12 protein-coding genes are annotated in these 13,425 nt (G+C 60.3%); 7 read left to right on the forward strand and 5 right to left on the reverse strand.

What is annotated here, in order from left to right; all coding sequences use genetic code 11:
• Positions 1-34: 34 nt before the first annotated feature.
• Positions 35-1,357 (reverse strand): DUF1329 domain-containing protein, encoded by a 1,323-nt coding sequence (locus tag KGB21_RS04635; protein ID WP_223503890.1) that lies wholly within the window; start codon positions 1,355-1,357, stop codon positions 35-37.
• 286 nt (positions 1,358-1,643) lie between these two features.
• Between KGB21_RS04635 and KGB21_RS04640 the strand changes: the two genes are divergently transcribed.
• Positions 1,644-2,579 (forward strand): LysR family transcriptional regulator, encoded by a 936-nt coding sequence (locus KGB21_RS04640; protein ID WP_223503892.1) that lies wholly within the window; start codon positions 1,644-1,646, stop codon positions 2,577-2,579.
• Here the strand turns inward: KGB21_RS04640 and KGB21_RS04645 are convergent.
• The gene (locus tag KGB21_RS04645) at positions 2,576-3,010 is read right to left on the reverse strand and encodes a GlcG/HbpS family heme-binding protein (RefSeq protein ID WP_223503894.1); all 435 of its coding nucleotides are present in this window, start codon (positions 3,008-3,010) and stop codon (positions 2,576-2,578) included. The genes KGB21_RS04640 and KGB21_RS04645 overlap by 4 nt on opposite strands.
• 11 nt (positions 3,011-3,021) lie before the next feature.
• On the reverse strand, positions 3,022-4,371 hold the full coding sequence (locus KGB21_RS04650) for a metal-dependent hydrolase family protein (RefSeq protein WP_223503962.1): 1,350 nt from the start codon (positions 4,369-4,371) through the stop codon (positions 3,022-3,024).
• 260 nt (positions 4,372-4,631) lie between these two features.
• Here KGB21_RS04650 and KGB21_RS04655 point away from each other — a divergent pair, with 260 nt between their 5' ends.
• Positions 4,632-5,018 (forward strand): nuclear transport factor 2 family protein, encoded by a 387-nt coding sequence (locus tag KGB21_RS04655; protein WP_034150524.1) that lies wholly within the window; start codon positions 4,632-4,634, stop codon positions 5,016-5,018.
• A 174-nt stretch (positions 5,019-5,192) separates the two neighbouring features.
• Here the strand turns inward: KGB21_RS04655 and KGB21_RS04660 are convergent, their stop codons facing one another.
• Both KGB21_RS04660 and KGB21_RS04665 read right to left on the reverse strand, forming a co-directional pair.
• Positions 5,193-6,350, reverse strand: coding sequence for an alpha/beta hydrolase family protein (locus tag KGB21_RS04660; protein WP_034150526.1), 1,158 nt, complete (start codon positions 6,348-6,350; stop codon positions 5,193-5,195).
• A gap of 60 nt (positions 6,351-6,410) precedes the next feature.
• Positions 6,411-7,373: a LysR family transcriptional regulator gene (locus KGB21_RS04665; RefSeq protein WP_223503896.1), complete on the reverse strand. Its 963-nt coding sequence runs from the start codon at positions 7,371-7,373 to the stop codon at positions 6,411-6,413.
• A 277-nt stretch (positions 7,374-7,650) separates the two neighbouring features.
• On the opposite strand from KGB21_RS04665, the gene KGB21_RS04670 reads away from it, so the two are divergent.
• From KGB21_RS04670 to KGB21_RS04690, 5 genes are all read left to right on the forward strand, one after another.
• Positions 7,651-8,589 carry a VOC family protein gene (locus KGB21_RS04670; protein WP_034150528.1) on the forward strand — a complete coding sequence of 313 codons (939 nt, stop codon included), beginning with the start codon at positions 7,651-7,653 and terminating at the stop codon, positions 8,587-8,589.
• A 15-nt stretch (positions 8,590-8,604) separates the two neighbouring features.
• Complete coding sequence (locus KGB21_RS04675; protein WP_223503898.1) at positions 8,605-9,015, forward strand: Rieske (2Fe-2S) protein; 411 nt, start codon at positions 8,605-8,607, stop codon at positions 9,013-9,015.
• A gap of 87 nt (positions 9,016-9,102) precedes the next feature.
• The gene (locus KGB21_RS04680) at positions 9,103-10,227 is read left to right on the forward strand and encodes an FAD-dependent oxidoreductase (RefSeq protein WP_223503899.1); all 1,125 of its coding nucleotides are present in this window, start codon (positions 9,103-9,105) and stop codon (positions 10,225-10,227) included.
• 44 nt (positions 10,228-10,271) lie between these two features.
• Positions 10,272-11,969, forward strand: a complete 1,698-nt coding sequence (locus KGB21_RS04685) for a DUF1302 domain-containing protein (protein WP_223503901.1) — start codon at positions 10,272-10,274, stop codon at positions 11,967-11,969.
• Positions 11,970-11,981: 12 nt separating this feature from the next.
• Complete coding sequence (locus KGB21_RS04690) at positions 11,982-13,370, forward strand: DUF1329 domain-containing protein (protein ID WP_223503903.1); 1,389 nt, start codon at positions 11,982-11,984, stop codon at positions 13,368-13,370.
• The last annotated feature ends 55 nt before the right edge of the window (positions 13,371-13,425 follow it).

Genomic DNA, 13,425 nt, shown 5'->3' on the forward strand with positions numbered 1-13,425 from the left:
AGGGCCCGGATGTCGGGCCCTGATGCATCTCAGACTAGCGAATACCGGTGCCCGCCATGGACTCCGGCACCCACTGCGCCGTCGATAGCGGCTCGATATAGCGGATGCCGCCATGGGGGCCGACCACACCATTGATGTTGTAGGTACGTTTCGACAGGTCGTAAGTCATGAACGGTGTGGCGTCCGGGACTTGCTGGTCATAGCTCTGGCTGAAGAAAGCGAAGGAGCCACGATACAGCTGGCCACGGGTGTCGTACTGATCGGACGCCACTGCGGCCCAGGTATCTTCATCGAGGTAAAAGCGGCGCTTCTGGTAGATGTGCTTTGCACCGGGTTTGAGGTTGCCTTCGACAACGTAGACCCGGTGTTTTTCCCAGCGTACGAAATCCGGGGAAATGAAGTCAGGAGTGGTCAGAGATTTTGCTTCGCGGGCGTAGGTGAGTTTGTAGGTGTTGTAGGGAACGATCATTTCCTGCTTGCCGACCAGCGTCCAGTCATACAGCTCCAGTGCTCGGGCGGTGCCGGGGTTGGGGGTGTCGTAGGCCAGGATCGAAATCTGTTTGACGCGGCGCTGGGCCGGCATGTACTGCCAGGCACGGCCAGGAAACTCCGTGGCATTGGTGGCGTTCTTGAGCATGATCGACTCGCCGGCTCGGCGCGCGGGTCCGGTATAGGACAGCTTCAACTGATAATAAATGTCCGAGCTGTTGAACGGCTTCGACATGTTCTCGTAGATCGGGAACGAGATGAATGCCTCGCCGGTGACCGCCAGGCTCGGTACGCCCGCTGTGTCGACGTTCCAGGAGTCGTACTTGGAGTGGATGTTGACGCCCTGGTAGCGCAGGAGAAAATTCCACATCGCTTCCGCGCCGGATTGCGGGATCGGAAACGGCACCCCGGGCATCACATTGTCGATGGCGATCCCGCCATTGATGGCCTTGGCGTTGGTGGCATTCTTGCGGCTGTTGTCCAGTACCGCCTGTGGCAGTGATGCCGTGCGGTGGGTCGGATACACGTCGACGCGAAAACCGGGATAGCGCTTCGCCAACGCTACGGTGGTAGCGCTCAGCATGTTTTTGTACGCATCGACGTTCTTGCCATTGATCGACAGCAACGGCTTTTCGTGCGCAAAGGGGTCGGGGCGCATGCTGTCGCCGGTCTTGAAGCTGGAGGGGGCAGTAGTCAGGCCACCGCTGTAGGGCGGAATGGATCCATCGGCATTGCCGGCCTTTTCGGCGCCCACTCCCGTCAGGACGGTGCCCAGCCGGGCGGCTTCCTGACTCGATACGTAGGCTTGCGCATCGATGGCCAGCGCCATGAGGGGGATGGCGGCCAGCAAACTTTTCACGGATTTCATATTGTTATTCTCCTGCCTGGCGGACCAGGCAACTCGTGACTAAGGGGCCGCGGTGGGATCCGTCGACTCAATTGCCAGAGACTTTTTAGTACCTCCATTTAAAAGGCCCCGATGCGGGAGCGCTTCGCATTTGACGACAGTTAATTGACTATTCATGACAGCGTCACTGCACACATTTACCGACCAAGTATCGTCAATCGCGATATCAGCTAACGAGGTATGCGATTGGTATGACTGATACACGGGCCCTTAGATTGGCGTCCTTGCCTTTATCAACGGAAATGGCATGAGGTATCGACGTCTCGACCTGAACCTGCTGGTGGCCCTGGATGCCTTGTTGACTGAATGCAGCGTCAGCAGGGCGGCGGAGCGTTTGTGTCTGGGCCAGTCGGCGACCAGTTCGGCGCTCGGGCGTTTGCGTGAACATTTCAATGACCCGTTGCTGGTGCAGGTCGGCCGGCGTCTGGAGCCCACGGCGTTGGGGCTGGAGCTTGCGCCCAAGGTGCATGAAGCGCTCGCGCTGACGCGGGAGATTGTCGATGCACCAGTGAATTTCGACCCGGCCAGTTGTTCTCGGCAATTCACTTTGGTGGCGTCCGACTACGTGGCCGGGGTGCTTTTGCCTGCGGTCAGCCTTGAGTTGGCGCGTGTCGCGCCGGGTGTGCGTTTGAGCCTGCGGGATTTGCCGGTGCCTCGCGACGGTGATGTGGTCAGCGAAGCGCTCGACTATCGTCGCAGTGATTGTGTGATCGTCCCGCAGCGTCGGTTGAACCCTGCCTACCCCCATGTGCCATTAATGAGCGACCAGTTGTGTTGCATCGTTTGCGCACAGCAGCCGGAGTACGCCGCGGGTTTGAGCCTGACCCACTACTGCGCGGCCGAGCACGTGGTCCGCGAGTTTGCCGACGGTCGCAACCTGGCGATGGATGCCATGCACCTGCATGAGTTGGGTGTGCATCGGCGGGTGGCGGTGGCCCTCGAAAGCTTCGCGCTGATGCCGGAATTCATTGTGGGCACCGCGCGAATCGCCACCGTGTTTCGTCGGCAAGCGCAGCGTTTTGCCCAGCGTTATCCGCTGCGCATTCACCCGGCACCGCTGGCCTTTCCGGACGCCGTGCAGGTGTTGCAATGGCACCCGTATCAGGAGCGGGATCCGGCGATGATGTGGTTTCGCGGCCTGTTACTGGAGCAGGCCGCGTTGCTGGATCAACTCGCCAGTTAATCCCCGGTATCGGCCACCAGCCCGGCCTGGTCGATGGCTTGCACAGCGCAGCGTTCATCATTGTCCGAGGTGTCGCCGCTCATGCCGATGGCACCCAGAATCAATCCCTCGGCATTGCGAATCAGCACACCGCCCGCCACTGGAATAACTTCGCCACCGGTCAGGCTGTTGATCGCATCGAAGAACGCCGGCATGGCTTGCGCACGCCGTGCGAGTTCCCTCCCACCGAAGCCCATTCCGAGGCAGCCGCGTGCTTTGCCGGTAGCGATTTGCGGACGAAGAAAACTGGCCTGTTCATCGCGCAAAACCGCCAGTGGATGACCCGCCGCATCCAGCACGACGGCGGCCAAGGGTTTAATTCCGGTTTCTTGAGCGATCCGGATCGCGCTGCTGGCGATTTGAGTGGCTGTTAGCAGATCAAGTGTGTGCATGACGTCGCTCCTCATACGGCCCACTTGCCCAGTTGGGCAACCCGGTCGCGGGTATACAGGTCAGTCCACTTCAACGAGTTGAAATCAGACACTTGCTTGGGGTTGTAGGGGCTGCGTTCCAAGCGCACCGGCTGACCGGCCTTGTACACGGCTTTGAGTCGCGAGCGATCCTGGAGGATGCGGATGTCGTGCAACGGCGAGCCGTCGAGCAACAGGAAGTCCGCTTGCTTGCCCACTTCCAGAGTGCCGATGGTTTCACCGCGGGGCATGCAACGCGCTCCGACAGCGGTGGCGGCATACAAGGCATCGGCGGGGGTGAAGCCCAGGCGAGTGACCAGCAGTTCCAATTCACGCGCGTGCCACTCGCCGTAAGGCGTCACGGCAAATCCACTGTCACTGCCACAGGCGAAAGGCACGCCGGCGGCTTTGGCGCGTTTGAGCACCGCCGAACCGACTTCCAGCGTGCGTGCGCAGTAACCGGCGTATCCGGTGCTGATGGCGGGGTCGTGGGGCTGACAAAAGTCCACGGTGTTCTGCGGGAAGGTCATGGTCGGCGCGAGGATACTGCCAGCCTCGAGCAAGGCCTCGATACAGGCGTCGTCCATGTAAAAGGCGTGGAACACCAGATCGACCCCGGCGCGTGCGGCGTACATCACCGCTTCTCGGCCATAGGCATGGGTCGCCACTTTGCAGCCCAGGCGATGGGCTTCCTCGACCATCTCATAGGTTTCTTCAGCGGTGAATGCGGCAATGATTTCACCGTTCGGGCGACGGTGGGTGCCGTCCATGGCGATCTTGATCAGGTCTACGCCATCCTTTGCCTGCTTGCGGATTTCTGCCAAGGCTTCGCTGCGGCTGGTGACCAGGCGTGCGGTGAAATATTCCGGAGCACCCACGCGGCTGGGAAACCAGTCGTTGAGGCTCTGCCGATTGGTGATGACCCGGCTGCTGGCCGCGATGCGCGGGCCCTCGAACAGGCCCGCAGCGATCGCATTGCGCACCGCGATACTGAGCTGACCGCTATCGCCCGGGCAGACCATGCTGGTCACGCCAGCGGCCAGCACATGTTGGGCGAAGAACATGCCGCGCAGCGCACGGAATTCGTCGCTGGTCCAGATATCGATGTCTTCTTCGCTCTGCGCGTTGCCGAAGGCCAAATGGGTATGCACGTCCACCAGACCCGGCATGACGAAGTTATCGCCGGCGTTCACAACGGTGTCACCCGGTTGCGGCTGCGGCGCCAGGGCGGTCGGGCCGACATACGCCAGCAGGCCGTTTTCCACGACCAGCGTTTGCTGTTGACGGGTTTCCAGGCCAGTGCCGTCGAACAGGGTCTGGCATTTCAGGTGCAGGGCATTCATGGCGTTTTCACTTTGCTGATTGTTATGCAAAGCGAGGCTAGGGTGCGGGTATGGATGCCACCAGCAACTTGCATCAATGGCCGGGTATTGATGGCGTCGATAGCTGCTGCACGCCAGTAAGCGCGCGGGCTTCGCGAGGATGAACGAGATCAACTGGCGGGTATCGCGAGTGACGATGGCAGGCATCGTGATCGACGATTTTTTGTACCCTGGATCGCGAGTCTATGGTGCGCGCTCATCACCCACAGAGAGCGTTTCATATGACCACCACAGCGGTAAAAACCGAGCTTCTGGCACTTGAGCAAGAACGCCGCCGGGCATTGGTTGAAGAAGACTACCCACGCGTCGCCGAGCTGTTCGCCGATGACCTGGTGTATGTGCACACCACGGGCCTGGTGCAAGGTAAGGCGGACTATCTGGAGTACGCAAAAAGCGCCGTACAGTACCTGGACATTGAGCGTGGCGAGTTGCTGATCCGCTTCTACGGAGAACAGCTGGCCGTCATGACTGGTACACAATGCAACACACTGCGTAAGCGCGGCGGCGATCAGTCGATTCGCGGTGAGGGGTTTGCCACGCAGGTCTGGACGCTCGGGGCCGAGGGCTGGCAGATCAGCTCGTTCCATGGCACCCGAGCACCAAACTGAGTTCGTTCAGAGGTCAGTGCAAACGCTATCGCTGGCAAGCCAGCTCCTACGGGTTTGCGGGGGCATGGTGGATGTTGGGTATGACACAGATTTGTAGGAGCCGGCTTGCTGGCGATAGCGGTGGTGAATGTGCTGCCGCCATCGCTGGCAAGCCAGCTCCTACAGGGGGCCGGGTCAGGCGGTGCGGCCACCCAGGTTTTCGGCAACCCAGTCGGCAATGTATTGACCCGCGTTGATGCTGTTGTCAAAGCTGGAATGCTGCACGCCACCTTCGCGTTCGGTGAAGATCTTCAGTTCACGTTTAGGGCTGTTGACCAGTTGCTCGTAAGTACGATGCGCCCACTTCAACGGGATCTGCGAATCCTTTTCACCGTGGGTCACCAGGAACGGCACCTTGATCCGGTCCAGCACGCCGTCCAGATGGACGTTTTCGGCGATGGCCATGAACTCGTCCATGTCTTTTGCACCCCATACCCACTGCACGTGCGCCCAATAGTGCGGGACCGGGAAGCTGCCTTCTTTTTCCAGTCGACGCTTTTGCACATCGCGCCAGTCATGGTTCGCGCCCCACACCACACCGCAGGCAAACCGTGGCTCGAAGGCCACCGCGCGCGGGCAGTAATAACCGCCGAGAGAGACGCCCTCCAGGCCGATACGCTTGGCATCCACGTCGCTTCGGGTTTCCAGCCAGTCGACCACACGGCTGGCCCAATGCTCGCTGTCGTAGCGGGCGATCAGGTTATGCAGGCGCAGCGCTTCACCCGTGCCGGGCTGGTCGATGATCAATGACGAGACGCCACGCTTTGCCAGCCAGGCTGGCAGACCGACGCGGTATTTCATCTCTTTAGTCGAATCCAGTCCGTTGACCTGTACCAGGATCGGCGCCGGGCCGTTCACGCCTTCGGCACGCACCAGCAAGCCGGAAATATGTTTGCCCTCGTAGGGAATTTCAACGCGCTCGCAGTTCTCCCGAGACAGTTCGACGCCGCGTTTGAAGGTCTGCAAAAAACGCTGATAAAGCTCGGTACGACCCGGCGCGCCATGGGCCTGCAAGCGCTCACAGGTGAGGTAATAGGTGGCGGCGCGGTTGTACTTTTCGCCGGCGGACAGGTATCGGCAATTGCCTTCGTCTTCCTCGGCCAGGCCGCAGAGTTTGTCGGCCATCTTCGCCCAGGTTTCGCGAAATGCCTTGGTGCCAGCGGCGTCAGGCTGCTGCGCGGCTTCCTGCAGCGGTGCGCACATCTCTTCGATTTCGCCAATGCGGGCGCCCATCTCGATGGCCAGGTTGACAGAGAGATTCCACACGTAATTGGTCGGGAAATAACGGAACATGATTGTTGTTGTCCTTGTGGTTGCCTTGAGCGTTCTCAAGGCACGTTAAGGACGCACCGGCTAATTGACCAATCGTGACTCGGGATGCGAGGTATCGCGAGCGGCGATAGGATCCTGTTCCAGATGCTGGATGAACTCACAGATGCGCTCGCGCAGCCAGCGGTGCATCGGGTCGCCGTCGACGCTGCGGTGCCAGAGCATGACCTCGCGCATGACCGGAATCTTTACCGGTGGATTGAGGATGCGCAGCGGCAAATGCTCGGCATACAGCCGCGCCAGACGCTGGTGCATGGTGGCGATGCGTTGGGTGCCGACCACCAGTTGCGGCAGGGTGTTGAAGTCGTTGGTGATGACTTCGATGCGGCGGTTGAAGCCGTACTGGTTCATGAACCATTCTTCGATGCTCAAGTGCCGGGTGCGGCCAAAACCGACGGAGACATGGCCCATGTCCATGTACTGCTCAAGGGTCAGGCTGTCGCCGACCTGGGTGTTGCCGTTCCACACCACGCAGACGTGTTCTTCCTCGAACAGCAGTTTGTGCGGGTGGCCGTCGATGATGTAGCGCTCAGGCACGATCATCAGGTCGACCTCGCCGCGAACCAGCAATTCACCGGAGTTATCGCCAGGACCGAGCATCTCGAAGGTGATGTTCGGTGCTTCCTGGTGGATCTTCTGAATCACCTGGGCGAACAGCACGCTGATCAGGTAATCCGAAGTCACCAGGCGGAAGTGGCGTTTGCTGGTGGTGGGGTCGAACACCGGTTTGGCGGTGATCGAGGATTGAATCGTCAGCAGCACTTCGCGAATCGGCTTGGCGAGCTCCTGGGCGTAGGGCGTGGGCTGCATTTTGCGCCCGACCTGCACCAGCAATTCGTCTTCGAAATAACTGCGCAGACGCCCAAGAACGCCGCTGGTGGCGGACTGTGTCATGTGCAGGCGTTCGGCGGCACGGGTGATGTTTTGCTCTTCGAGCAATACATCGAGTGCCACCAACAGATTGAGATCGAGGTGATTGAAACGCATCAGGTACGTCCACTGTTGTATTTATTTTGACGATACATTCCGGTGAATTCATCGTCCCGTCAACCCCGCCCGTGCGCCGTCATCCGAAGTCATCAGGTATCGCGTTTGCCGATAGGTCGCATCCCCACTCGCGATTAGTCAGCTGCCAAAGCGCACGTCACTCTTCGCCGCAGTCGGACCTCTGGCCGACACCACCACCGGATTTCATGCATCGCTGAATGGCTTACCGAGCTTTCAGCAAGTGCATCCGGATACTAATTTCAATGGAGTGGTAGCCATGAACATCATTGGCCTTGATGCCCTTATCTTTGGCGTCGATGACATCCAAGCCTGTACCGATTGCCTGCGTGACTACGGCCTTGCGCCGGTCGATGTCGACAGCAATGGCGGGCGTTTTGAAGCACTGGACGGCACTGCCGTGATCATTCGCCGCGCAGACGATCCGTCTTTGCCGGTTGCCATCGGCCCGGCGCCGTCGATACGCGAAACCATATACGGCGTTGCCAGCGCGGCTGACCTCGACGCCATCGAAGACGAGTTGGCACGGGATCGTCAGGTCACCCGTGAAAACGGCGTGTTGCACAGTGTCGACGACATGGGCTTCGCCATCGCTTTCCAGGTCACCGTGCGCAAGGCGTACGACGCCCCGGATGACCTGACCAACGCCGCCGGCCATTCGCCGCAACGCCCGCTGAACCAGCCCGGCATCACCCTCGACATGAGCGCGGTGCCACGCACCTTGTCCCACGTGGTGTATTTCGTCCCCGACGCGGCCAAGGCCGAAGCGTTCTATGCCGAACGCCTGGGCTTCCGGACCACAGACACTTTTGTCGGCGCCGGGCCGTTCATGCGCCCCGCAGGCTCCGATGATCACCATTGCCTGTTCATGATCCAGACCCCGCCACACATGAAGGGCTGTGAGCATTTCACCTTTCACATGGGCAGCGGCACCGAAGTGCTGTTGGCCGGCACGCGTTTCGAGCAAAAAGGCTGGACCAGTTTCTGGGGCCCTGGCCGTCACCTCTTTGGCTCCAACTGGTTCTGGTACTTCAACAGTCCACTGGGTTGCCACATCGAATACGACGCGGACATGGACAAACACGATGACGCCTGGGAGGCCCGCCGTGCGCCTTTGTCAGCCGATAACTCGCAGCTGTTCCTGTTCAATTCGAAAGAAAAATGGGCACCTGGCGGTCCGCCACCCAAACAGGGTTGAGGGCGGATGCCAGCCATGAGCCACAGTGATTTTCCCCTGTGCCGGATGGACGAGTTGGTGGAAGGGCAGGCGCGCGGATTCGATCCATTGCAACGCGGCAAGGACAGTGTTTTTGCCGTAATGCACGAGGGAAACATACGGATATATCGCAACAGTTGCCCGCATCTGGACGTACGCCTGGAGTATCGCAAGGACCGTTTTTTGTCCGCCGACGGCCAGTTGATCATGTGTTACGCACACGGGGCGCAGTTTCTCCCGAGTACCGGGGAATGCGTCTACGGCCCGTGTCTGGGCCAGAAACTGGAGGCGTTGCCGTGGCGGGTGGAGGAGGGCTGGCTGGTGCTGCAAATGCCCTTTGATGCGGTCGCGCCACCTCAGATCGAGGTATCGCGTTTGGAGATACATCGCATCCCTACTCGCGATTAGTCAAATCCCTGCTTTGCCGGGAAGCTGAACCTAACGACGCAGTGCCCGGCGCTGCATCGAATCACAAGAATAAAAAGTGAGAGAACCATGAGTGCAGTGAACAAAGTTCTGATCGTGGGCGGTGGCATTGGCGGCTTGTGTACGGCCATCGCACTGCGGCGCAAGGGCATTGAAGTCGATCTGATCGAGCTCAAGTCAGAGTGGACGGTGTACGGCGTCGGGATCATCCAGCAAAGCAACGTGGTCCGCGAGATGGCCAAGCTGGGTGTGCTGGATGGTTATCTCGATGCGGCGTATGCCTTTGAAGACGTCGCCATTTACGGCCCGGCCGGCCAGCTACTGGCACGCATTCCGGGTCAGCGCCTGGCAGGTCCTGCGTATCCTGCCAACGTCGGTATCTCGCGTCTGGCGCTGCACAAAGTCCTCAGCGAAACGGCGCTGGAGCTCGGCGCCCAAGTGCGCTTGGGTCTGAGTGTTGAATCCCTGAACGACACAGGCGACAGCGTAAATGTGCTGTTCACCGATGGCACTAGCGCTGTCTACGACCTGGTGGTCGGCGCTGACGGCCTGTTCTCCAAGGTTCGCGATTTGCTGTTCGGCGACACCTACACACCGCGCTTCACCGGCCAGTCGGTGTGGCGCTACAACTTCCCGCGCGCGCCCCAAATCGATCACCTCGCCAACTACCAGAGTGCCGAAGGCAATGCCGGTCTCGTTCCGTTGGCCGGTGACCTGATGTATCTGTTCCTCACGTCCCACGAACCGTCCAACCCGTGGATGGACCCGGCGACGCTGGCCGAGCAGATGCGCCAGCGTTTGCAGGGGTTCACCGGCCTCATCGGCGAACTGCGTGAGCAAATCACCGACAGCAGTCAGGTGGTCTACAAGCCGATGGAAGTGGTCTTCGTCGACGAGCCTTGGTATCGCGGTCGCGTGCTGTTGATCGGTGACGCTGCCCACGCGACCACGCCGCACCTCGGTCAGGGGGCCGGCATGGCGATTGAAGACGCCATCGTGCTCAGCGAAGAACTGACCCGCGACGGCAGCATTGAGCAACAGCTGCAGCGCTTCATGGCGCGCCGTTTCGAGCGCTGCAAGTTCATCAGCGAAAGCTCGGTGCTGGCCGGCGACAAGGAAATGCAGCACGACCGTGAGTTCGACCGCATTGGCCTGGTCAAGCAGATGCTCGCGCTGACGGCCGAGCCCATCTGATTCACCCGCAGCAGTTACCTACATAAAAACAAGAGGTTAACGCGATGGTTAGTTCCACGACTGCGACGCTTGCGCGCCGCCCGGTCAGCTCGTCTGCACCCTTTGCTTTCAGTTTGGCCGCGGCGTTGGTGCTGTGCAGCCAGGCAGCCCATGCCTTTTCGGTGGATACCGGCAATCCGGATTTCAACCTGCGTTGGGATAACACCGTGAAGTACAGCGCCGCCTGGCGCACCCAGAATCCCAGCAGCAAACTGAGCGAGGGCCAGGTGGCACTCAACCAGGACGACGGTGATCGGGCCTTCAAAAAGGGCCTGATCTCCAACCGTACGGACATCCTTTCCGAGCTGGACATGTCGTTCAAAAACGTCGGCGCGCGCCTCAGTGGCGCTGCCTGGTACGACAGCTCCTACCAGCACGACAACGATAACGACGACCCGGCACGGGCCAACGCCCGCTCGGTGGCCTACGACGAATTCACCGACGACACCCGCCATCTGCATGGCGGCGACGGTGAATTACTCGATGCGTTCGTGTACTGGAACGGCGAAGTGGCCGATCACTCCACGTCCGTGCGTGCCGGTCGCCACGGCTTGATCTGGGGCGAGAGCCTGTTCTTCGGGGCCAACGGCATTGCCGGTGGTATGGCGCCGGTCGACGTGGTGAAGGCGCAGTCCGTACCCAACACCCAGTTCAAGGAAATCACCCGTCCGGTCAATCAACTGTCGGGCACGTTTCAACTGACCGACGACGTGTCGCTCGGCGCGTTCTACCAATTGGAATGGGAAGAGACGCGCCTGCCGGGCGCGGGCAGTTACTTCTCCACCAGCGACACCATTGGCGAAGGCAACGAACGCTTGATCGTCGGCGCGCCGTTTCCTCCGTTCCTCGGTGGAAATCCCGCCAGCCCGGCGGCGTTCTTCCATGGCAATGACAAGGAAGCGAAAAGTTCGGGGCAGGGCGGCTTGCAGTTGAAGTACAGCGCGGAAACGGTCGAGTACGGCCTGTACGCGATCCAGTATCACGACAAGACACCCAAGCTGTATCTGAAACCCTCCACCGGGGCGCCGAACTTCAGCACCGGCCAGATCGGCGAATACTACTGGGTGTACCCGGAAGACATTCGCGCCTTCGGGGGAAGTTTTTCCACCACGGTCGACGAATACAGCTTTGCCGGTGAAGCCTCGATGCGCTGGAACATGCCGCTGGTTTCCAACGGGCAAACCGTGCTGCCCGGCGTGGTCGCAGACAACGATGATGACGCCCTCTACGCAGTCGGCCGTACAGCCCACGTCAACCTCAACGTGCTGGCCTCATTCGGGCCGAACTTCCTTGCCAGGGAATCGGGACTGGTCGGTGAGATCGCCTGGAACCGACTGCTGAGCGTCACCAAAAACCGCGCTGCCCTTGACCCCAATGCCACCGATGACGGCCTCGGGTTCAAGGTGGTTTACACCCCGACCTACCGCCAGTTCTTCTCCGGCATCGATATCAGCATTCCGGTCGGTCTCAGCTACTTCCCGTTGGGCAAGTCGGCGGTGGTCAGCTCGTTCGGCCCGGACAACGGCGGCGACATGAACATCGGCATCACCGCCACCTACCTGGATCGCGTCACCGCCGGCCTGACCTACACGCATTACTACGGCGCGGAGGACACCAACCTCAACGCCGCCAGCCAGTTCAATTACAAGCAATCGCTGAAAGACCGGGACTACCTGTCTTTCTCCGTCAAGACCACGTTTTAAGAGGACTTGCGCATGACCCACAATAAGAAAACCGGAGCCTTCAAGCTCAAAACGCTTTGCTTCGCACTGCTCGGTAGCCTGGCCATTTGCAGCCAACTGACGCTGGCTGCAACGGCGGAAGACGCGGCCAAACTGTCGAAAAACCTCACGCCTTTCGGCGCCGAGCGCGCCGGCAATGCCGACGGCTCCATTCCGGCGTGGGACGGTGGTTACACCAAGGTCGATCCTTCGTTCAAGGAAGGCGGCAAGCGTACCGATCCGTTCGCCGCAGACAAGCCGCTGTTCAGCATCACCTCGAAAAACCTGGCGCAATACGCCGGCAAACTCAGCGACGGCACCAAGGAAATGTTCAAGCGTTTCCCCGACACGTATCGCATCGATGTGTACCAGACCCGTCGCACCGCCGCCGCGCCGCAGTGGGTGTATGACAACACGCTGAAAAACGCCACCCGCGCCAAACTGGTCGACAGCAGCGCCGGCCCCGTCCCTGAAGGTGCCTTTGGCGGCATCCCGTTCCCGATCCCGAAGAACGGTGCCGAAGCCATGTGGAACCACGTGCTGAATTGGCGCGGTACCTCGGTGTCGATGCATTTTCGTCACTACCTGATGACCGCAGATGGCAAGCAGGTCATGACCACCGATGGTCAGGCCATTCAAGAGATGCCGTATTACTACCAGGACGGTTCGCCGGAGTCGTTTGCCGGTGACTACTGGCTGTTCCGCCTGCTCAACGTCGGGCCACCGTTGCGCGCCGGCGAGCAGATCATGGGCCGCACCAACATCAACGGCGATCTGTCCCAGGCCCACGTTTACCTGACGGGGCAACGCCGGGTTCGCAAACTGCCGAATGCCTGCTGCGATACGCCGACACCGGCGACTGCCGGGGTGATGTCCTTCGATGAGTTGAGTGTGTTCCAGGGCCGCATGGACCGCTTCAACTGGAAACTGGTGGGCAAGCAGGAGATGTACATCCCCTACAACACCAACAAGGTACAAGCCGCCGCCAAACCTGAAGACCTGTTCCTCGCTCACCACATGAACCCGGATTACGTGCGTTGGGAATTGCACCGGGTATGGGTGGTCGAGGCGGACCTGGCACCGGGCAAGCGTCACCAATTGCCGAAGGGCCGCTACTACCTCGATGAAGACACCTGGCAAGCCATGTTGGGCGACCGTTGGGACGCCAATGGCCAACTGGCCAAGACCCTGTGGTCATTGCCGGCAGTACTGCCAGACCTGCCTGCACAAGCGCAATTGTCTTCGGGCTTCTACGACCTGACCTCCGGCGCCTGGTTTATCCAGAACGTCTACACCGGCCAGCCCGAACAGTATGGCGTGGTGGATCGCTACAAGGCCTCCGAGTTTTCGCCTGCGGCGATGGCGGGTGCCGGGGTTCGTTGAGTCAGGCTGGATCGCGGCTGGTGCAGCGCGATCCGGTTTCAAACGGTTTTTCGAG

Origin of the sequence: Pseudomonas sp. GL-RE-29 (assembly GCF_019947275.1) — a bacterium.
In the GTDB taxonomy this organism is placed as follows: Bacteria; Pseudomonadota; Gammaproteobacteria; order Pseudomonadales; family Pseudomonadaceae; genus Aquipseudomonas; species Aquipseudomonas fluorescens_A.